The sequence below is a fragment of the Aeromonas sp. 601027 genome, from assembly GCF_049174455.1.
GTDB lineage: Bacteria > Pseudomonadota > Gammaproteobacteria > Enterobacterales > Aeromonadaceae > Aeromonas > Aeromonas veronii_A.
On sequence record NZ_JAAKTN010000007.1, the window covers coordinates 19,400 to 39,359 of the forward strand.

At 60.2% G+C, this 19,960-nt stretch carries 23 protein-coding genes; 7 read left to right on the forward strand and 16 right to left on the reverse strand.

Annotation, left to right across the window (positions count from 1 at the left end; all coding sequences use genetic code 11):
* Nucleotides 1–36: 36 nt before the first annotated feature.
* The 10 genes from pdxJ to rpoE all read right to left on the reverse strand — a co-directional run bounded on the left by pdxJ (nucleotide 37) and on the right by rpoE (nucleotide 8,759).
* Entirely contained in the window at nucleotides 37–774 is a 738-nt protein-coding gene (gene pdxJ, locus G5193_RS10530) for a pyridoxine 5'-phosphate synthase (protein ID WP_005335389.1), read from the reverse strand.
* A gap of 84 nt (nucleotides 775–858) precedes the next feature.
* Nucleotides 859–1,569: a DNA repair protein RecO gene (recO, locus tag G5193_RS10535; RefSeq protein WP_005335391.1), complete on the reverse strand. Its 711-nt coding sequence runs from the start codon at nucleotides 1,567–1,569 to the stop codon at nucleotides 859–861.
* Nucleotides 1,570–1,583: 14 nt separating this feature from the next.
* Nucleotides 1,584–2,483 carry a GTPase Era gene (gene era, locus G5193_RS10540; protein WP_100652981.1) on the reverse strand — a complete coding sequence of 300 codons (900 nt, stop codon included), beginning with the start codon at nucleotides 2,481–2,483 and terminating at the stop codon, nucleotides 1,584–1,586.
* Nucleotides 2,480–3,151, reverse strand: coding sequence for a ribonuclease III (gene rnc / locus G5193_RS10545; protein ID WP_005335394.1), 672 nt, complete (start codon nucleotides 3,149–3,151; stop codon nucleotides 2,480–2,482). The genes era and rnc overlap by 4 nt, the downstream gene beginning before the upstream one ends.
* Nucleotides 3,152–4,075, reverse strand: a complete 924-nt coding sequence (lepB, locus tag G5193_RS10550; RefSeq protein ID WP_005335395.1) for a signal peptidase I — start codon at nucleotides 4,073–4,075, stop codon at nucleotides 3,152–3,154.
* Between the two features lie 3 nt (nucleotides 4,076–4,078).
* The gene (gene lepA, locus G5193_RS10555) at nucleotides 4,079–5,872 is read right to left on the reverse strand and encodes a translation elongation factor 4 (RefSeq protein WP_005335396.1); all 1,794 of its coding nucleotides are present in this window, start codon (nucleotides 5,870–5,872) and stop codon (nucleotides 4,079–4,081) included.
* Nucleotides 5,873–5,988: 116 nt separating this feature from the next.
* On the reverse strand, nucleotides 5,989–6,450 hold the full coding sequence (locus G5193_RS10560; RefSeq protein ID WP_421206047.1) for a SoxR reducing system RseC family protein: 462 nt from the start codon (nucleotides 6,448–6,450) through the stop codon (nucleotides 5,989–5,991).
* Between the two features lie 100 nt (nucleotides 6,451–6,550).
* Complete coding sequence (locus G5193_RS10565; protein WP_216980206.1) at nucleotides 6,551–7,531, reverse strand: MucB/RseB C-terminal domain-containing protein; 981 nt, start codon at nucleotides 7,529–7,531, stop codon at nucleotides 6,551–6,553.
* 21 nt (nucleotides 7,532–7,552) lie between these two features.
* A complete protein-coding gene (locus G5193_RS10570; protein ID WP_421205956.1) occupies nucleotides 7,553–8,155 on the reverse strand; it encodes an RseA family anti-sigma factor in 603 nt (200 codons plus the stop codon).
* A gap of 22 nt (nucleotides 8,156–8,177) precedes the next feature.
* Nucleotides 8,178–8,759, reverse strand: coding sequence for an RNA polymerase sigma factor RpoE (gene rpoE / locus G5193_RS10575; protein ID WP_005335411.1), 582 nt, complete (start codon nucleotides 8,757–8,759; stop codon nucleotides 8,178–8,180).
* A gap of 182 nt (nucleotides 8,760–8,941) precedes the next feature.
* Here rpoE and nadB point away from each other — a divergent pair, with 182 nt between their 5' ends.
* Nucleotides 8,942–10,549, forward strand: a complete 1,608-nt coding sequence (nadB, locus tag G5193_RS10580; RefSeq protein ID WP_421205957.1) for an L-aspartate oxidase — start codon at nucleotides 8,942–8,944, stop codon at nucleotides 10,547–10,549.
* A 154-nt stretch (nucleotides 10,550–10,703) separates the two neighbouring features.
* Here the strand turns inward: nadB and G5193_RS10585 are convergent, their stop codons facing one another.
* Nucleotides 10,704–11,096: a protein YgfX gene (locus G5193_RS10585; protein WP_421206048.1), complete on the reverse strand. Its 393-nt coding sequence runs from the start codon at nucleotides 11,094–11,096 to the stop codon at nucleotides 10,704–10,706.
* A gap of 19 nt (nucleotides 11,097–11,115) precedes the next feature.
* Nucleotides 11,116–11,385 (reverse strand): succinate dehydrogenase assembly factor 2, encoded by a 270-nt coding sequence (locus G5193_RS10590; RefSeq protein ID WP_033112786.1) that lies wholly within the window; start codon nucleotides 11,383–11,385, stop codon nucleotides 11,116–11,118.
* Between the two features lie 111 nt (nucleotides 11,386–11,496).
* Here G5193_RS10590 and ygfZ point away from each other — a divergent pair, with 111 nt between their 5' ends.
* A complete protein-coding gene (gene ygfZ, locus G5193_RS10595; RefSeq protein WP_421205958.1) occupies nucleotides 11,497–12,405 on the forward strand; it encodes a tRNA-modifying protein YgfZ in 909 nt (302 codons plus the stop codon).
* Between the two features lie 6 nt (nucleotides 12,406–12,411).
* Here ygfZ and G5193_RS10600 read toward each other — a convergent pair whose 3' ends face one another.
* Nucleotides 12,412–13,293, reverse strand: a complete 882-nt coding sequence (locus tag G5193_RS10600) for a LysR family transcriptional regulator (protein WP_076494938.1) — start codon at nucleotides 13,291–13,293, stop codon at nucleotides 12,412–12,414.
* A 125-nt stretch (nucleotides 13,294–13,418) separates the two neighbouring features.
* Between G5193_RS10600 and G5193_RS10605 the strand changes: the two genes are divergently transcribed.
* A complete protein-coding gene (locus tag G5193_RS10605) occupies nucleotides 13,419–13,865 on the forward strand; it encodes a PACE efflux transporter (protein ID WP_047436069.1) in 447 nt (148 codons plus the stop codon).
* Nucleotides 13,866–14,027: 162 nt separating this feature from the next.
* Here the strand turns inward: G5193_RS10605 and G5193_RS10610 are convergent, their stop codons facing one another.
* Complete coding sequence (locus G5193_RS10610; protein WP_069529227.1) at nucleotides 14,028–14,384, reverse strand: hypothetical protein; 357 nt, start codon at nucleotides 14,382–14,384, stop codon at nucleotides 14,028–14,030.
* Nucleotides 14,385–14,628: 244 nt separating this feature from the next.
* Here G5193_RS10610 and cutA point away from each other — a divergent pair, with 244 nt between their 5' ends.
* The 4 genes from cutA (at nucleotide 14,629) to G5193_RS10630 (ending at nucleotide 17,704) form a co-directional block, all read left to right on the forward strand.
* The gene (cutA, locus tag G5193_RS10615; protein ID WP_005335428.1) at nucleotides 14,629–14,946 is read left to right on the forward strand and encodes a divalent-cation tolerance protein CutA; all 318 of its coding nucleotides are present in this window, start codon (nucleotides 14,629–14,631) and stop codon (nucleotides 14,944–14,946) included.
* Nucleotides 14,943–16,739, forward strand: a complete 1,797-nt coding sequence (locus tag G5193_RS10620) for a protein-disulfide reductase DsbD (RefSeq protein ID WP_421205959.1) — start codon at nucleotides 14,943–14,945, stop codon at nucleotides 16,737–16,739. The genes cutA and G5193_RS10620 overlap by 4 nt, the downstream gene beginning before the upstream one ends.
* Nucleotides 16,729–17,220: a GNAT family N-acetyltransferase gene (locus G5193_RS10625; RefSeq protein WP_139477557.1), complete on the forward strand. Its 492-nt coding sequence runs from the start codon at nucleotides 16,729–16,731 to the stop codon at nucleotides 17,218–17,220. Before G5193_RS10620 ends, G5193_RS10625 begins: the two co-directional genes overlap by 11 nt.
* A 70-nt stretch (nucleotides 17,221–17,290) precedes the next feature.
* On the forward strand, nucleotides 17,291–17,704 hold the full coding sequence (locus tag G5193_RS10630; RefSeq protein ID WP_421205960.1) for a hypothetical protein: 414 nt from the start codon (nucleotides 17,291–17,293) through the stop codon (nucleotides 17,702–17,704).
* Between the two features lie 55 nt (nucleotides 17,705–17,759).
* On the opposite strand, the gene G5193_RS10635 is transcribed toward G5193_RS10630, so the two are convergent.
* Nucleotides 17,760–18,350: a hypothetical protein gene (locus tag G5193_RS10635; RefSeq protein ID WP_266135361.1), complete on the reverse strand. Its 591-nt coding sequence runs from the start codon at nucleotides 18,348–18,350 to the stop codon at nucleotides 17,760–17,762.
* 216 nt (nucleotides 18,351–18,566) lie between these two features.
* Nucleotides 18,567–19,871 (reverse strand): NAD(P)/FAD-dependent oxidoreductase, encoded by a 1,305-nt coding sequence (locus G5193_RS10640; protein WP_421205961.1) that lies wholly within the window; start codon nucleotides 19,869–19,871, stop codon nucleotides 18,567–18,569.
* Nucleotides 19,872–19,960: the final 89 nt, after the last annotated feature.

The window sequence follows — 19,960 nt, forward strand, 5'->3', positions numbered from 1 at the left end:
TCATATGACCACTGTGCGTTGCCAGTGCCCGAAGCATCAGATCCCCTGACGGGCTTCCTGCATCAGCAGGCGCATGTCGCTGACCGCCTTGGCCAGACCGTCGAAGGCGGCGCGGCCGATGATGGCGTGGCCGATGTTGAGCTCATAGAGCTCGGGGATGGCGGCGATGGCCTTGACGTTGTGGTAGTGCAGACCGTGGCCGGCATTGACCTTGAGCCCCTTGCCAGCGGCATAGGAGGCACCGGCGGCGATGCGCTTGAACTCGGCGTTGCGCTCGGCATCGGTAGTTGCATCGGCGTAACGGCCAGTGTGGATCTCGATAAAGGGAGCACCACTCTCGGCAGCCGCATCAATCTGAATGGGATCGGCATCGATAAAGAGGGATACCTGAGCCCCCACCGCGGAGAGACGGGCAACGGCATCAGTCACCTTGTCCAGCTGACCGGCCACGTCCAGACCGCCCTCGGTGGTCACTTCGGTGCGCTTCTCCGGCACCAGACAGACGAAGTGAGGCTTGATGCGGCAGGCGATGCCGATCATCTCTTCGGTCACCGCCATCTCCAGGTTCATTCTGGTCTGGATAGTCTGGCGCAGGATCTCCACATCACGGTCGGTGATATGGCGGCGATCTTCTCGCAGATGCACGGTAATGCCATCGGCCCCGGCCTGTTCGGCCACGAAGGCGGCCTGTACCGGATCCGGATACTGGGTGCCCCGGGCGTTGCGCAGGGTGGCGATATGGTCGATGTTCACACCCAGATAGATTTCACTCATTGAGAACTCCTTGAAAGGCTTCATCTGTTGACTGCGCGGTCAGCGAATCACCCCGCGTCAATATCCGTATGTCTGTTATCTGTGTCAGCCTTGCATGCTGGCTTTGCGTTTTAAAAACAGCTCCCGGCTCTTTAGCTGGCGCTTGCCCAGATAGGGTTGCAAGGCCAATCGGCTGAAACGTTTGGCCGCCTGCAGCAAGGGAGGGGTATCGAAACGTCCCTCAGCAAAGGCGAGCAGGTGGGCACCGAGAAACAGGGTACGGGGATCCGGCGCCCGCTCGCAAGCAACAAAGCCCAATTCACGCTCGAAGCCATAGAGCAGGGTCGGCTCGATGGGCGACTCGTCATCCGCCGTGTACTCGAAATCGACCGCATAGCCGAGCGCCTGCAGCAGCAGGAACTCGAAGCGGCGCAGCGGCAGCTCAGGCGTCTCGCCGTCAGCCAGCGCCATGATGGCACGGGCATAGGCATCGAACACCTCGGGGAACGGGGTGTGCGCTTCCAGCAGGTAGTAGACCAGCTCGTTGAGATAGAGACCGTAGAAGAGGCGATCGCCACCAAGTCGCAGGGAGTGGTCGGGACATTCGACCTGGGTGAGGTTCTTGAGATCCCCCTTGCCGCGCCAGGCGATGGTGAGCAGGGTAAAGGGTTGCAGCAGCCCCTTGAGAGGGGAGCGTGGCCCGCGAGAACCGCGAGCCACCAGAGTAAAGCGGCCACTATCCTGGGTAAAAACCTCGACCAGCTGGCTGGTCTCACGATAGGGCCGGCTATGGATGACGAAAGCCGGGGTCAGCAATCAGTCAGCGCCACTTAATCGTCACCGTAGCCAAGACTGCGCAGGGCGCGCTCGTCATCGGCCCAGCCGGATTTGACCTTGACCCACAGCTCGAGGTGCACCTTGTTCTGGAACAGCCGTTCCATATCGAGGCGCGCCTCGGTGCCGATGGTCTTGATCTTCTCGCCCTTGTTGCCGATGACCATCTTCTTCTGGCCATCGCGCTCGACCAGAATGAGGCCGTGGATGTGATAGATACCGCTCTCTTCCACCTTGAAGCGCTCGATCTCCACCGTCACCGAGTAGGGCAGCTCCTCACCGGTGAAGCGCATCAGCTTCTCGCGGATGATTTCGGAGGCCATAAAGCGGGAGGAGCGGTCGGTCACGTAATCTTCAGGGAAGAAGTGGACGTTTTCCGGCAGCAGATCCTTGGCCCACTCGCGGATCTTCTCCACGTTGGTGCCCTTTTCGGCACTGATGGGCAGAATATGGGCGAAATTCATCTGTTGGCCCAGCCACTCGAGGTGGGGCAGCAGATCTTCTTTCTCTTTGACGTTGTCAATCTTGTTGACCGCCAGCACCACAGGGCACTTGAGATTGCGCAGCTTGCCCAGCACCATCTCGTCGTCTTTGGTCCAGTGGGTACCGTCGACCATGAACACCACCATGGCCACATCACCCAGCGAACTGGTGGCGGCACGGTTCATCAGACGGTTGATGGCCCGTTTCTCTTCAATGTGCAGACCCGGGGTATCTACATAGATTGTCTGGTAGTTATCCTCGGTGTCGATCCCCAAAATCCGGTGACGGGTGGTCTGGGGCTTCTTCGAGGTAATGCTGACCTTCTGGCCAAGCAGCTTGTTGAGCAGGGTGGACTTGCCCACATTCGGGCGGCCCACGATGGCGACAAAGCCGCAGTAGGTGGTATCTGTCATGACAGTTTTTCCAATGCTTGCTGCGCCGCGGCCTGTTCGGCCTTGCGACGGCTGGTGCCGACCCCGACGAGGGGACCATCCAGACCTTCCACGTCACACTGGACGGTGAACTCCTGGTTGTGGGCCTCGCCCTTGACGTTGGTCACAGTGTAGGTCGGCAGGGATTTGCGGCTTCCCTGCAAAATTTCTTGCAGACGGGTCTTGGGATCTTTCTGCTCGATGCCTGGCTTGATCTCTTCCAGGCGGCTGGCATACCAGCTCAGCAGCAGTGTCCGCACCGTCTCAAGATTGGTATCCAGATAGACGGCACCGATCACCGCCTCGACCGTGTCGGCCAGAATGGATTCGCGGCGAAAACCGCCGCTCTTGAGTTCGCCGGGACCGAGGATCAAGTGATCCCCGAGGTCGAACTCCCGGCCCAGTTCGGCCAGGGTCTTCTCGCGCACCAGGGTGGCGCGCATCCGGCTGAGATCCCCTTCCGCCGCTTGCGGGAAGCGGTGGAACAGATCGTCGGCAATCACCAGACTCAAAATGGAGTCACCCAGAAATTCCAGTCGCTCATTGTGACGGGAACCGGCGCTGCGGTGAGTCAGCGCGCGGGTCAGCAGTTCCAGATCCGCAAAAACATGCCCGAGACGGGACTGCAGTCTGTTCATCTTGATATTCATTTACTTGATTCCGCCAATGCGGTTGAAGCGCACACCTGTCGGTACCCAACTTGGCAGCAGGGAGCCTTCTTCGCGCTCGAATTCAAAACTTATCCAGATAGCGACCGCCTTGCCGACCAGATTCTGCTCGGGCACAAAGCCCCAGAAGCGGCTGTCGGTGCTGTTGTCGCGGTTGTCGCCCATCACGAAATACTGGCCTTCCGGTACCACCCACTCGTCGGGATAGGTGCCGGGCTGGCGATAGTAACGGCCAACCATGTCGGGCATCAGCGGATTGCGCAGGGTCTCGTGGGAGACATCACCCAACTGCTCGGTATAGCGGTCAAGGGGGATCCCCATCTGGGTAAATTCGCCTCTTTGTTCAAACTTGACGTCGAGCTTCTTGAAGCCCGGGCACGTTTTCCCTTCCTGCTCTTCGCACTTGGGCCGGATCATCAGTTCCTTGTTGCGATAGATGACCCGATCACCCGGCATGCCGACCACCCGCTTGATGTAGTCAACGCGCGGTTCAAGGGGATACTTGAACACCACCACGTCGCCACGCTTGGGCTCGCCGGTCTCGAGGAACTTGGTGTTGGTCACCGGATCCCGCAGACCATAGGCAAATTTTTCCACCAAGATGAAGTCGCCCACCAGCAGGGTGGGCATCATGGAACCTGACGGGATCTGGAACGGTTCAAAAATGAACGAACGCAGGATCAGCACAAAGGTGATGACCGGGAAGACCCCGGCGGTCTGTTCAATCCAGACCGGCACGGGGGCGACCTTGGCCAGGGTCTTCTCATCCAGGTGGGCACCGCCATGGGCACGAGCCACGGCAATCTTGGCGGCGCGCTGCTTGGACCAAATCATCTTGTCCAGACACCAGATAACACCGGTGATCGCGCAGACCACCACTAGGATCAGGGAAAACGTGCTTGCCATCTATTAATCCTTTCCGACGTGGAGAATCGCGAGGAAGGCTTCCTGCGGCACGTCGACACGGCCGAGAGACTTCATCCGCTTCTTACCTTCTTTCTGCTTGTTCAGCAGTTTCTTCTTACGACTCACGTCACCACCGTAACACTTGGCGGTTACGTCTTTACGCAGTGCCTTGACGGTGCTGCGTGCGATGATCTGGTTGCCGATGGCCGCCTGAATGGCGATATCGAACATCTGGCGCGGGATCAGCTCACGCATCTTCTCCACCACCTGACGACCGCGATACTGGGCGTTGTCCTTGTGGGTGATGATGGCCAGGGCATCAACCCGCTCACCGTTGATCATGATGTCCAGACGGACCATGTCGGAGGTTTCGAAACGCTTGAAGCCATAGTCCAGCGAGGCGTAACCACGACTGGTGGATTTCAGACGGTCGAAGAAGTCGAGCACCACTTCCGCCATCGGGATTTCATAGGTCAGTGCCACCTGCTTGCCGTGGTAGACCATGTTGGTCTGTACGCCACGCTTCTCGATACAGAGGGTGATCACGTTGCCCATGTACTCCTGCGGCAGCAGGATATGACACTCGGCGATCGGCTCGCGCATCTCCTTGATGCTGGTGATGGCAGGCATCTGGGCCGGGCTGTCGATGTGGATGGTGGAGCCGTCGGTCAGCTCGATCTCGTACACTACGGTCGGCGCCGTGGTGATCAGATCCAGATCGTATTCACGCTCCAGACGCTCCTGAATGATCTCCATGTGCAGCATGCCGAGGAAGCCACAACGGAAGCCGAAGCCCAGCGCAGTGGAGCTCTCTGGTTCGAAGAACAGGGAGGCATCGTTCAGGGAGAGCTTGTCGAGGGCGTCACGGAACGACTCGTAGTCATCGCTGGAGATGGGGAACAGACCCGCATAAACCTGCGGCTTCACCTTCTTGAAGCCGGCCAGCGCCTTGTCGGCACCGTTCTTGGCCTGAGTCAGGGTATCGCCCACCGGCGCGCCGTGGATGTCCTTGATACCGCAGACAACCCAACCTACCTCGCCACAGCCCAGACCCTGGGTATCCACCTGCTTGGGCGTGAAGATACCGATACGATCGACACCCCACACCTGACCGGTGCTCATCACCTTGATCTTGTCGTTCTTCTTCAGGGAACCGTTCTTGATCCGCACCAGAGAGACAACACCCAGATAGGAGTCGAACCAGGAGTCGATGATCAGCGCCTGCAGCGGGGCATCCGGGTCACCTTCCGGTGCCGGGATCTTGGCAACGATCTCTTCCAGCACAAGATCAACACCCAGGCCGGTCTTGGCGGAGCAGCGCACCGCATCGACCGCGTCGATACCGACGATGTCTTCGATCTCCTCGGCAACCCGCTCCGGCTCTGCGGCCGGCAGGTCAATCTTGTTCAGCACCGGCACCACTTCCAGATCCATTTCCATGGCGGTGTAGCAGTTGGCCAGAGTCTGTGCCTCAACCCCCTGGCCGGCATCCACCACCAGCAGCGCCCCTTCACAGGCCGCCAAAGAGCGGGAGACCTCGTAGGAGAAATCCACGTGGCCCGGGGTGTCGATAAAGTTCAGCTGGTAGGTGTTACCGTCTTGTGCCTGGTAGTTCAGGGTCACACTCTGTGCTTTGATGGTAATGCCGCGCTCGCGCTCCAGATCCATGGAGTCAAGCACCTGAGCCTGCATCTCGCGGTCGGACAAGCCACCGCAAGTCTGGATCAGACGGTCCGACAGGGTCGATTTACCGTGGTCGATGTGCGCAATAATCGAAAAGTTACGAATGTGTTTCATCGAGCAAGAGTCACTCAAAATTAGTTAAGGTCAGTTATGGAGGCGCGATTTTACTGGATAACCCGGCTGACGGCCATTCTTTAGTCGCCAGCGCCAGTGAAATAGCGCCTGTTCGGTCAGGGGAGGATGCGGACAGGGACCACGACGCCGAGCATCTGCGGGCCGTAGCGCCCCTGATCCAGGCGGTTGGAAAAGTAACGAACCAGTAAAAAGCCCAGCACGCCCCCCAGCAGGCAGCAGAGAATGGTAATTCCCTCCCCGCCCGAGAGCAGCGGTGCCAGCCAGAGCTGCCCCAGCAAGGCGCCGGCCAACAGGCAGAAAAGCGGCAGCACATAGACCAGCGCCGCCCCGCGCAGCAGACTCTCCTGCGGGATACCGAGCCTCACTTGCTGGCCAACCCGCACCTCGGCGGTCAGCCTGACCCGCAAGCGGGGAGCTTTCAGGGAAAACGCCTTGGCCACGGTGCCGGTACCGCAGTTGGATTGCTGCTGACAACCACTGCAGGCGGAGCGACGCTCGCACTCCACCCAGGCATGGTCACCCTCAATGGCCACCACGGTCGCCAGCTCTTCACTCATCTCGTTCACGGCAACACCTCGTGCTCATGCAATGGCAGGATCTGAACACGACTCACAGCCAACGGCAAGCCGCACACTACTGTGAACCCAGAACATGGACTCACTGCACCGCTTCGTTGCGAGCCAGCGGCTGCACCGACTCGGCGATGCGTTTGGCTGTCTCGGCAGGCACTTCCCCAACCACGGTGATCTCGACCCCCACCTCGTTGACGTAGCTCACCAGCGAGGTCGCCCCCTGGCGGATCAGCTGCTGGCGCACCGCCTGCTTGGGATCGACCCGAGAGACGTAGACCGAGAGATCCACCAGGCCATCGGAGAGCATCATGTAATCCACCGGTACACTGGTGGTCACCAGCTGGTGCCGGTCTTGCGACAGCACCTTGAAGCCATCGGGCAACCAGGTGATCTGCCAGTTCAACTGCTGTTGCGGTGCAGGATAGGCATCCTCCAGCGCCAGCGCCGAGGGCTGCTTGCTGTTGGCCAGCTTTACCAGCCATGGGGACGGTTTTTGTTGCAATTGCAGATCCACCCCCAGCATCTGCTCCACTAGATTGCCCTCCCGCTCCACCATGTCGACTCGCAGCAACAGGTGACTACGTTCGTCAATCCAGAGCACAAAGCCATACTTGTCAGCTTCCTTGGGCACCAACCTGACGACTTGAGCGACCTCGCCGGCCACCCGGCTACGGCCAGCAAGCACAGGATCATAACTCTCCAGCACCTGTGCCAACGGCATCTTCACCAGGGTCGACCAGATACCGGGAAAGCGGGCATCCTTCAGGGTGTAGGGATCATGGCTGTTTTCAAAGAAGGTGTATTCATTCTGGCGCTGGAGATACTCGATCGCCTTGCCATCGAGATAGCTGAGATGGGCTACCTCCTTGCCATCGATCACGGCATGGCTGATGCGGATCGGTTCAAGACGTCCCTGACGGGCCTTGACCATGGACAATTCGAAGTTCTGTTGCTGCACGGCACTCTGCATCTGCTGCAACAAGGCCTCGGCCGACTTATCGTCGGCCGAGGCCTTGGCACTGATCAGCAGGAGAGAGGCCAGTAAAATACGGCTGTACTGGCGCACGTTGATATCCCTGACGACTCGTTATTGTTGGTTCTGCCTGTCTTGCAACAGGCGTTGTTGCAACTGGTGGTCACGCAGGAAGGCGTTGATCCGCTCCCGCTGTTCCTGCATCTGCTGTTCGGTCAGACCTTGCTGACGGGCACGGGCACCATCCTGTTGCGGATAATGGACGCTCACAGGCGCCGCGCTGCCACCGATTGGAATGGTATTGAGCACCGGATTGGCCGGAACGCCATCCTGTCCCTGATAATGCTGCACTCCGAAGATAACAGCGGCGGCCACGGAGGCGGCAATGGCGTATTGCCCCAGTTGCTGACCGACACGGCGGAACAACGGAACCACATTGGAATCTGTCTTGACAGGTGCAACGACAGGTTGCAGTACGGGAGCCGTCTCGACCGGCTTGGGTGCCAGTATGGTGGGCTCATCCTCCAGCGCAGTCATGATGCTGTCACTGAGATCCAGTTGCAGATTGACCGGCAGGTCACCCCGCATGGCATCGCCGATCAGGTGGTAACGACCCCAAGTATCTTGCAAGTCGGAGTCCATCTCCAGCTCGTTCAGTACCTCTGCGTCACTCAGCTCACCATCCATCAGGGCAGAGATTTGCTCTTTATTTGCCATAAGTTAACCCGTCTTTCCCCAGTTAATTCTCGATCAGAGGTTGCAGCTTTTTATCGATTGCTTCCCTCGCCCGGAAGATACGGGATCTGACCGTACCCACAGGGCAATCCATGATTTCGGCAATCTCTTCGTAGCTCAGCCCTTCCAGTTCGCGGAGGGTGATAGCTGTCCTCAGGTCTTCCGGCAATGCCTCTATGGCTGAAAACACGGTGCGTTTGATCTCGTCAGTCAGCGCCAGGTTTTCGGGGGTTGAGACCTCTTGCAAGGCTTCACCGCCGCCATAAGACTCCGCTTCGTCAGCCTCCACATCACTGCTGGGCGGCCTGCGCCCCTGGGAGGTGAGATAATTCTTCGCCGTGTTCACGGCAATTCGGTACAACCAGGTGTAAAAAGCACTTTCGCCACGGAATGTCGGCAATGCACGGTAGGCTTTTATAAAGGCCTCTTGCGCCACATCGGGCACATCACCGGGATTGTTGACATACCTGGCAACCAGGTTGACCACCTTATGCTGGTATTTTTTTACCAACAGGTTGAAAGCTGCTTTATCGCCGCGCTGGACCCGTTCAACCAGCTGTTCGTCCAGTAGATTCTGGTCGCTCATCAGAGCCGTAAAACCCCCATCAGGTTATCGTTTTTCTTTTCCGGCCCTTCCTAAGCGCACAAGTTCAGACAGGGAGAATCAGAGAAAGTTCGCTTCAATTGAAAAAAATGTGATGCAGGCTGCATCCTCGCCCTCGCTTGGGCTACCATGGTGCCAGTTCTTAATCCAGGCCAATGATACTTATGAAAGCAAGTGTTGAATACCTTTGCGATGTACTGATCATTGGCAGCGGTGCCGCTGGTTTGTCCCTCGCGTTGCGATTGGCAGACCACGCCAAAGTCCTGGTTCTGAGCAAGGGGCCTATCAGTGAAGGGGCCACTTTCTATGCGCAAGGAGGCATCGCTGCCGTTTTCGACGAAACCGACAGCATCGAATCCCACGTGAGCGACACGCTCAACGCGGGCGCCGGGTTGTGTGATCCGGCAGTGGTGGAGTTCACCGCTCGCCACGCCCGCGAGTCCATCCAGTGGCTCATTCAGCAAGGGGTCCCCTTCGATCAGGAGGAGAACGCCGACGGTGAATCCCAGTACCACCTCACCCGGGAAGGGGGCCACAGCCATCGCCGCATCTTCCACGCGGCGGATGCCACCGGCAAGGCGGTGCAGCTCACCCTGATCGATCAGGTGCGCGCTCACCCCAATATCCAGCTGATGGAGCGCTTCAACGCGGTCGACCTCATCACCACACGCAAGCTCAACCTGCCAGGCAACAAGGTGCTGGGCGCCTACGTCTGGAACCGCAACGCCGAGCAGGTCGAGGTGATCCGCGCCCGCTTCGTGGCACTGGCCACCGGCGGTGCTTCCAAGGTCTACCAGTACACCTCCAACCCCGATGTGAGCTCTGGCGATGGCATCGCCATGGCGTGGCGGGCCGGCTGCCGAGTGGCGAACCTGGAGTTCAACCAGTTCCACCCCACCAGCCTGTTCCACCCGGATGATCCCAACTTCCTGCTGACCGAAGCACTGCGTGGCGAGGGGGCCTATCTGCGCCGCCCGGACGGCAGCCGCTTTATGCCGGAGTTTGACGAGCGGGCCGAACTGGCGCCACGCGATATCGTCGCTCGCGCCATCGACCACGAGATGAAGCGGCTCGGGGCGGATTGCATGTATCTGGATATCAGCCACAAACCGGCCGATTTCATCATCAAGCACTTCCCGACCATTTATGAGCGCTGCCTTGCGGTCGGTATCGACATCACCAAGGAACCGATGCCCATCGTCCCAGCCGCCCACTACACCTGTGGCGGAGTGATGATCGACAGCAACGGCCAGACCGATATTCCCGGCCTCTACGCCATCGGTGAAGTGACCTACACCGGGCTGCACGGTGCCAACCGCATGGCCTCCAACTCCCTGCTGGAATGCGTGGTCTATGCCCATCAGGCGGGGGCCGACATTCTGGCCAAGCTGCCGATGAGTGTGGAGCCGCCGCGCCTGCCGGTGTGGGACGAGAGCAAGGTGGAAGATTCCGACGAACTGGTGGTGATCCAGCACAACTGGCACGAGCTGCGGTTGATGATGTGGGACTACGTGGGGATAGTGCGTACCAACAAACGCCTGGCCCGCGCCAAGCGCCGCATCGACCTGCTCAAGCAGGAGGTGCAGGAGTACTACGCCAACTTCCGCGTCTCCAACAACCTGCTGGAGCTGCGCAACCTGCTGCAGGTGGCCGAGCTTATCGTCAACTGCGCTCTGCAGCGCAAGGAGTCCCGCGGCCTGCACTACAACCTGGATTATCCGGATATGCTGCCGGACTCCAAACCGACCGTGCTGACCCCGGAGCGGGATTAATCCCCTTCCCGCAAAGCGTTACAGCAATCAGTGACCCCGCCCCGGCGGGGTCACTTGTTTTCAACCGCTTTTCAGCCACAAAAAGAGTGCCGCCAACCACATGGCAGCAGCTTATCGCGATAAATCAGCGCATGGTCATCACGGGAAGCAGGGGTCAGCGCCGGGATGGCAGAAAGTGGATGGCTCGCGCCAGCAGGCGGTAATGTTCGGGGGGAAGGGCGTCGGAGAAGAGCCACAGTTGTCGTGGCGACACGGCTCCACTCTCTTGCGGCTCGGGGCAAAGCGCCAGCCTGAGCACACCGGGCAGAATGCGGCTTTTCTTGTCGAGCTGATAGCGACGACCTTGCCACTGCAACCACTGACCATCCCAAACAAGCTCGAACGGGGGCTCGGCGAGCGCCCGCCAGCTCAACCAGAGCGTCGCCAGCCAGACGGGCAGCAACAGCGCCCACTGCCAACCGGCAATCAGGCCAGCCACCGGCCAGAGCAGCAACAGAAAGAGGGCCACCAGCCAGTAGCGCTGATGGCGGGAGGGGTGAACAGGGATGATCACCCGCTCCACGGCATCAGGCCTGACGGTCGTGACGGGCCTGATTGCGCTCCAGGATCATCTTGATCATGGCGCTGAAGGCGGGATCGGCCGGTACTGCGTGCCCCATGGTCCAGCGGAACAGGTCCGGATCATCGCTCTCCAGCAGGCGGATAAAGGTCTGCTGATCGGCTTCGCTCAGGGAGTCGAACTCGTGTTCGAAAAAGGGCATAAAAACAACATCCAGCTCGAGCATGCCACGGCGGCAGGCCCACTTCAGGCGGGATTTTTCAACTGGGCTCAACATGGAACTCTCCTTACAAAGACCCGGGGATGGTACCAGCTGGATTTTCCGGCTGACAAACATTAGTTACGTCTTTACCATGCAGGTCACATACTTTCTCTCTGGAATACCATCGTGAGCCTGCAACCCCCTGTTTTTCCTGCCGAGCCGACCCGCTTCGCCCTGACCAAGATAGCCATCACCCGACTGAGTGGTCAGGATCGCGTCAAATATCTGCAAGGTCAGGTCACCTGCGACGTCAACGCCCTGCAACCGGGGCAGAGCACGCTGGGTGGTCACTGTGATCCCAAGGGCAAGCTGTGGAGCGATTTTCGCCTGCTCTGCCTTGAAGAGAGCCTGCTGCTGCTGACTACCCCTTCGGTGCTGGAGCGCCAGCTGCCGGAGCTGAAAAAATTTGCCGTCTTCTCCAAGGTGGAGATTGCTGCCGACGAACGCCACGCCACCGGTCTGGCAGGCAAGGGCACAGATGCGTGGCTCGCCGCGCAGTTTGGTCTGGAGCAGAGCGGCCTTATCGCTGGCGGCATGGCGGTGAAGATCGAACAGGATCGCTGGCTGCTGGTGAGCAGTGAGCAAGCCGATGCGCTGCCGGCGGGTGACGAATCCCTCTGGTGGGGTCTCGAGATCAAGGCCGGTCTGCCGCACATGGAGGCGGTGCATCAGGGCGAGTTCATCCCGCAGATGCTCAACCTGCAGACACTGGACGGCATCAGCTTCAACAAGGGCTGCTACATGGGGCAAGAGACGGTGGCTCGCGCCAAATATCGCGGCGCCAACAACCGCGCCCTGTTCCTGCTGGCGGGCAGTGCCAACGAGCCGGTCAATGCGGGCGATACCCTGGAGATCCAGCTCGGTGACAACTGGCGTCGCAGCGGCATGGTGCTCAACGCCTGGCAACATCAGGGTCAGGTATGGCTCACCGCCGTACTGCCGAAAGATACCGAGGCTGACGCCCGTTTTCGCCTCAAGCAGGAGGAGAGCTCCCAGCTCACCCTGCAACCTCTCCCCTACGAACTGACCGAGTAAGGTCGGCTAGCGAGGCACCCGCGCCAGCAGTGCCTCCTTCAGCCAGCGCCCCGCCTGCCCCAGCGGGCGGGCGCGATGCCACTGCAGTTCCAGCGCCAGCGCGTGGCTGGCGATAAAGTCCGGCTCCAGCACCACCACTTCGCCGCGAGCCAGCGGTTGATGCAGCAGAAATTCCGGAATGGCGGACCAGCCAAGGCCCCGCTTGACCAGCTCCAGTACCCCGAGATCCCCCTCGACCCACCACACCTGAGCCGAGATGCGAAAACGCTGGCGCTCGCTCCCTTCCCGTCTACCGGTCACCATCAGCTGGCGTGCCCCCTGCAGATCGACCTCCCGCAGCGGCTGCTTGCGGGCCAGCGGATGATCCGGTGACACCACCAGCGGCATGGTCACCTCCCCCAGCGAATGGGCGACAATCTCCCGCTGGGGATGCACTTTCTGATAGCTGATGCCGAGCTGGGCCCGCCCGGTCACCAGCATCTCGGTCACGTCCTCCATCAACGGGAAGAGCAGCTCCAGCTCCACGGTCGGATAGCGAGTGGCGAACTCCTCCAGCAGGGTGCCGAGCCAAGGTAGGTGGGAATCATCATCGATAGCCAGGGTGAGGCGCGTCTCCACCCCGGCCGCCAGTTCACCGGCGATGGACTGCAACCGCTCGCTCTGCGCCAGCAGGATCCCCGCCTCCTGCACCATGCGGGCCCCCGCCTCCGTCAGCTGCGGATAGCGGCCGCTGCGGTCAAACAGGGTGAGCGCCAGATCGATCTCCAGATTGGCGATGGCGCTGCTCACCACCGACTGCGCCTTGCCCAGCTTGCGGGCGGCAGCGGAAAACGAGCCGGTTTCGGCGGCCGCCAGCAAGATCCTCAGTTGTTCCAGTGATGGCGTCATCTTATGGCCCTCCGGCAAGCTCTCTCATCCATCTATTTTAGCGATGGATACCAACATGAATCTATCGCTAAAGATCTATAGATTAACCAGCAATCCGTGAATGAACCTGATTGAGAGAGTGACTTATGCGTACCCGTAACGATCGCCTGCGCCATGCCATTGGCTTTGAATTCATTGGGCTGCTGATTGCCGCCCCGCTGGCCAGCTGGGTTACCGGGGTCGGGCTCAACCATATGGGCCCGCTGGCACTGTTCTTCTCGGTGCTGGCCACCGTCTGGAACTACATCTACAACATCGGGGTCGACAAGCTGCTGCTCAAATATCAGGGCCATACCCACAAGACCCTGTGGCAACGGGTGCTGCATACCTTCGGCTTTGAGGGCGGTCTGCTGATCGTCGCGCTGCCGGTCATGTCCTGGTGGCTGAGCGTCAGCCTGCTGGAGGCGCTGGTGCTGGATCTGGGCTTCGTCGTCTTCTACCTGATCTATGCCTTCGTCTACAACTGGGGCTATGACAAGGTGTTCCCCATCCCCCGCGAAGTGCCGCACGGCATGCCACAAGAGGCGCGCTAAGGCACGAATCCGTTGGATTGAAACCGAGAAATGAAGGGCAACAAGGAAAGACTACAGAAGAAACGACACGGCCCCATCATGGCAGACATGATGGGGCCGCAAGAGGGATCAGCGCTGGCAGGCCGGCTGATTCAGAGGTAAGGATTCAGGCCTGCCCGTCGCTCAAGCCTGTGCCTTGAGCTCTTCGCCGCTCTCGTCAGTTGCGACAGCCTCTTCAGGCTGGGCCTGAGCGGCCTGCAGCGCTTCCAGCTCGCTCTGATAATCGCTCAGGATCTGCTGGGCAACCGCCATATCTCCCTTGTGTTTGCGCTCGAACAGATGGTGCTGCACCACGCCGTTGAGATACTCCACTGTAATGGGCTGCTCCAGGGTGGCCATCAGCTCCTCTTTCTCCAGCTCGGCATTGATTTCATCGGCGGTTGTGCGCAGCAGCCCGGCCAATTGAACCAACATGCGGCGCTCACCTTCGCGCAGCAGGCTCAACATGCGGTTTCTCTGCTGCTCATTCTGTTGGGTCATACATTTCCTTACGTCAATTGGGAACAAGCCCGCTCATTCTGCCCTGTCCCCATGACAGCGTCTATCTCATGCCCCCCACAAATTTTTGGCGCTGGCTCACAAATGGCTACAGATGCTATTTGAAGCGGCTCTGGGGTATAGTAGCCGCTGATTTTCAGGCGCTTTTTTCACCTTCATCCGCAGAAAAGGATGACACGGCAAGGGCGCCTGCCCGGTTTACCCCAACGAGGTGAAGATCCGCTTTATGACCGACGCCATTGTGGTGCTCTGCACCTGCCCAGATCAAACCAGTGCCGACCTTCTCTGCGAACAGCTGCTGAACCAGCGGCTGGCCGCCTGCATCAATCAACTGCCGGGCATTACCTCTGTCTATCGTTGGCAAGGCAAGGTGGAGCGCGCCACCGAGATCCAGCTCATCATCAAATCCCGCCAGCCACTCTTTGCCGAGCTGCAGGCATGTATTCAAGCCAATCACCCTTATGAGGTGCCCGAGCTGCTGGCCCTGCCGGTGAGTGCCGGACTACCCGCCTATCTCGACTGGCTCAATGGGGAGACCTCATGACATTCACTCGCTTGCTCTCTCCACTGCTGCTCTGTGCCCTACTGATGATAGCGGTGGGCAGCGCCCCTGCCCACGCCAGCGGCGCCGACCTGCTCAGCTCGCTGGGCATTGAGGCCAACGCCAAACCCAAATTTTTGCAGGTCGATGAGGCCTTTCAGATCGAGAGCGAACAGCGCGGCGATCAGCTGCTGCTGACCCTCCACATCGCCGACGATTACTACCTCTATCGCCACAGCCTGCGCTTCAAGGGGAACAACCTCACCTTCAGCGAGCCGACCCTGCCGGAAGGCACCGAGCACGAGGATGATTTCTTCGGCAAGACCCGGGTCTACTACCAGCAGGTGAGCATCGCGGTGCCGCTAAAGGAGGTGGGGGAAAATGCTACCCTGCGGGTGCGCTATCAGGGCTGTACCGACGGCCTCTGCTATCCACCGACCGACAAACTGATCGATGTGGCCCCGCTGGTCACGGCAACCACAGCGTCAACTGCTGATACGGCACAAAGCGTCGCACCGGTTAGCCAGCAGGATCAGCTCGCCGCCGCCCTTGGCAATCAGGGTTTCTGGCTCAGCATCGTCGCCTTCTTCGCGCTGGGGCTGGGGCTCGCCTTCACCCCCTGCGTCTTCCCCATGTACCCGATCCTGACCGGCATCATCGCCGGTGCCGGCCATCGCCTCTCCACCGGTCGCGCCTTCCTGCTCTCTCTGGTCTATGTGCAGGGGATGGCGGTCACCTACACCCTGCTGGGGCTGGTAGTGGCCTCGGCAGGTCTTAAATTCCAGGCGGCGCTGCAACACCCCTATGTGCTGATCGGCCTCTCGGTGATGTTCGTGCTGCTGGCCCTCTCCATGTTCGGACTCTACACCCTGCAACTGCCGAGCAGTTTGCAAACCCGGCTCTCCGGTCTCTCCAACCGCCAGCAGGGCGGCTCTGTGGTCGGGGTCGCTATCATGGGAATGATCTCCGGGCTGGTCTGCTCCCCCTGCACCACAGCACCGCTCTCGGGGGCACTGATCTATGTTGCCCAGAGCGGCGATCTCTGGCTCGGCGGGGCGGCGCTCTATTCGCTGTCACTGGGGATGGGTCTGCCGCTGCTGCTGCTCGGCACCTCGGGTGGCAAGCTGCTGCCAAAAGCGGGCGCCTGGATGGATGTGATCAAGCAGCTGTTTGGCTTTGCCCTGCTGGCAGTGCCGATCCTGCTGCTGTCACGGCTCTGGAGCGATCAGATTGCTACTCTCGCTTGGCTCGGCTGGGGGCTGCTGCTGTGCGGCTATCTCTATCACCACAACCAGCACCAGCCCCACTCGGTGGCCAGAAGTGTGCGCGGCTTCGTGCTGTTGCTGGCGATGATCAGCGCCGTGGTGGTGGGCAAGGATCTGCTGCAACCGGCCGGTCCTGCTGCCGCCACGGCGGATGCCAGTCAAACGGCGCCGCAGTTTATCCGCGTCAAGACGCTGGATGATCTCAAGGTGCAGCTGGCCGCCGCCCGCGGCAAGCCGGTGCTGCTCGACCTCTACGCCGACTGGTGCGTCGCCTGCAAGGAGTTCGAGCACAAGACCTTCAGCGACCCGGCGGTGAGGGTGCGCTTCGGCCAGATGGTGCTGCTGCAGGCGGATGTCACCGCCAACGACGATGCCGATGTGGAGCTGCTCAACAGTCTCAATGTGCTGGGGCTGCCGACCCTGATCTTCTTCGACCGCGAGGGCAAGGAGCTGACAGGGCAGCGGGTCACCGGTTTTATGGGGCCTATCCCCTTTGCCAAACATCTCGAGATGGTAAGTGATGCACACTGAGTTGCGTCGGCTGCAGACAAGCGATGCACCTGCCTTGCAGCGGCTGTTCGAGCAGGCCCCCTCCTATCAGGCGGCGGTGAGCAATGACCCTCTCTCTGCACAGGCAGGAGAAGAGGAACTTGTCGCCTGCCCACCCGGCCTGCCTCTCTCCGACAAACATCTCATCGGCCGCTGGGAGCAGGGAGAGCTCACCGCTGTCATTGATCTGCTGCGCGGCTACCCCAATCCAGACACCGCCTATCTGGGTCTGTTACTGGTGGGGGAACCCTGGCAAGGGAGTGGCCGTGGTCAGTCGCTCTATCTTCACGCCTGCACGCTGGCAAGCTCATGGGGGGCTACCCGGCTTCGCCTGTCAGTGATTGCCAGCAATGAGAGTGCTCTATCCTTCTGGCTGCGCAGAGGCTTCACCGAGTGCTATCGCCGCGAGCTTGCTGATTATCGGGCCGAGGCCATCGTGCTGGAACGTTCACTGGAACCGTGAGCCGAGGTTTGCCGCCGCGCATTCGCGTGGCACAATCGCCCCTCTCGTTTTGCACTTGTCCGGAGTTTTGATGAAAAAGTGGTTCATCCCCCTGCTAGCCCTCTGGCTTTATGGCTGCAGTGCAGGGCCCGGTGAAGAGGATATCCGCCAGCAGGTCACCGCCAAGCTACTGGCCGAGACAGACGCCAACCTGTTCGATATCAGCGACTTCACCATCCTCGGCAAGGAGGAGCGGATGGAGGGGGTCTATCTGGTCAAGGTGAGTTACCAGCTCCACTTCAAGCAGGGGCTCGATCAGTTGCAGGTATTGCACGACGAGGATCTGGTCTACGACCGGGTTGGCCCCTTCCAGCAGGAGATGGGTCTGATGGAGCTCGAGCGTAAATATGGCGAGTTCGAGGCGGGCCAGGTGCTGCCGCAAGAGGCAGAGGTGTGGATGATGAAGAGCGAACAGGGCTGGCGGCTGGCGGAATCAGCGCAATAAAAGGCAACAAGCCCCTCATGTCTCTGCAACGGCGGGGCTGCCGTTGCCAACCAGCTCAAACCTGGGTATCGACCCGATACCCTTTTCGCTCGGCAGGTTCGTTCGGCAGCTTGCTGGCCAACCCTGACAGTACCTCCTTGAGGGTGACCCCGCTCTCTGCCGCACCGCTGCTCTCCAGCAGCTTGGTCAGCTGGCTCTGCAAGGGGTTCACCGCTTCGATCTCGGCTCCTGGTTCGCTCTCTTTTCCCTGCCCGCCCTGTTGATCCAGCGTCTCCAGCAGGCGCTCCAGATCCCGCTTGAGCGGATTTTCGCTGCTGTCGGCGATGGCGAGTTTGCGCTGTTCCTGCTCTTGCCGCTGTTGTTGCTGCAATGCCAACTGTTGTTCCTGCTGCTGTTGCAGGGCGCCCATCATGGTGTTGATGAACGCTTCCAGCGAATCTCTGATTGAGATGCGGCTCCCGCTGCTATCCTCCCCTTGCGGCGACAGCCCGAGCTCATCCAGCACGGCGCCAAGATCGCGTACCATACGGCTGTCACTGCCCGTTGATGGTGAGGTCACAGCCCGCTCCTGTGCCTGCGCAGCGGGAGATCCCTGCCGTTGCGCCAGCGGGGTGAGCCCGCCTGACGCGACCACATTTATCTCCATCTTGGCCCTCCTTCACATCTTTTTCGGCCAGCGAACCCGCTCTTGTTCGCCTGGCCCGGCATCACGCTCACACCTAAAAGATAGCGCCAACCAGCAGGGATTGGCGCGAATGCATCTTTTGGTCTATCAGGCGGGATAATTGTGCCAACCCGCTATAAACAAGGGGCTGGCAAGAGTGCCTCGTTCAACCATCACTACGCAGGCTGATAATCGGAGTCAGAAGATATCCTTCATCCGGTGCCACAACATTCCCAGTGCCAGCAGCGGGGAGCGCAGCGCCGGGCCGCCGGGGAAGGTGATATGGGGCACGCTGGCAAAGAGATCGAAGCCCCGGCTCTCGCCGCGGATCGCCTCGGCCACCAGCTTGCCCGCCATATGGGTGGCATTGAGGCCGTGACCCGAATAGGCCTGGGCGTAGAGCACGTTGGGGTGTTCCTTGAGACGGCCAATCTGCGGCAGCCGGTTGGCGCCGATCCCGATCATGCCTCCCCACTGAAACTCGATGGCAGTGCCAGCGAGCTCGGGGAAGACCCGCAGCAGCTTGGGCAACATAAAGGCCTTGATATCGCGAGGATCCCGGCCGGAGTAGTTGCAGGCGCCGCCAAACAGCAGGCGGCCGTCGGCGGAGAGGCGGTAATAGTCGAGCGCCACATTCTGATCGCACACCGCCATGTTTTGCGGCAGCAATCGCTGGCGCAAACGGCGATCCAGCACTTCGGTGGCGAGGATGTAGGAACCGGCCGGCAGCACCCGCCCCCCCAGCTCCGGATTGAGGTCGTTGAGATAGGCGTTGCAGCCGATCACCAGATAGTCGGCAGTGACCCGCCCATGAGCCGTGGTCACCTCGACCTGCTTGCCGTAATCGATATGGGTCACTCTGGAGTGTTCAAACAGGGAGACCCCGAGGCTGGCGGCGGCGCGCGCCTCGCCGAGCGCCAGATTGAGGGGATGGAGATGGCCGGAGCCCATGTCGATAAGGCCGCCGATGTAGCGATCCGATCCCACCACGCTATGGATATCTTCCCGCGGTACCAGCTTGAGTTCGTGCTCATAGCCGAGGCTCGCCAGATGGTCGAGAGCTTCCTCGAAGCCGGCCAGATGGCGCTGACGGGTGGCCAGATCGCAGTAACCCCAGGTGAGGTCGCAGTCGATATTGAAACGCTCAACCCGCTCGCGCACCAGCTGCACCGCCTCCAGCCCCATCAGGTCGAGTTCGCGCACCCCTTCCTCACCAATCCAGCGGGCGAACTGGCTGGTATCGTGACCGATACCGCGAATAAGCTGGCCGCCGTTGCGCCCGGAGGCGCCCCAGCCGATACGGTTGGCCTCCAGCAAGGCGACCTTGTAACCGGCATCAGCCAGATTGATGGCGGTATTGAGACCGGTAAAGCCGCCGCCGATGATGCAGACGTCAGCCTTGTGCTCCCCCTCCAGCTCGGGCCACTGTTGCGAGTCGTTGCGGGTGGCCGCGTAGTAGGAGGCGACGTGCTCCTGATATCCGTTGTGCTTTCCTGCCTGCATACTCAGCATCCTGCCTTGGTTGCAAATTGTTTAATAAAATAAGCAAAGTTGTTTCGATAATACCCAGTTCCTCCTCCACTCACCAACCG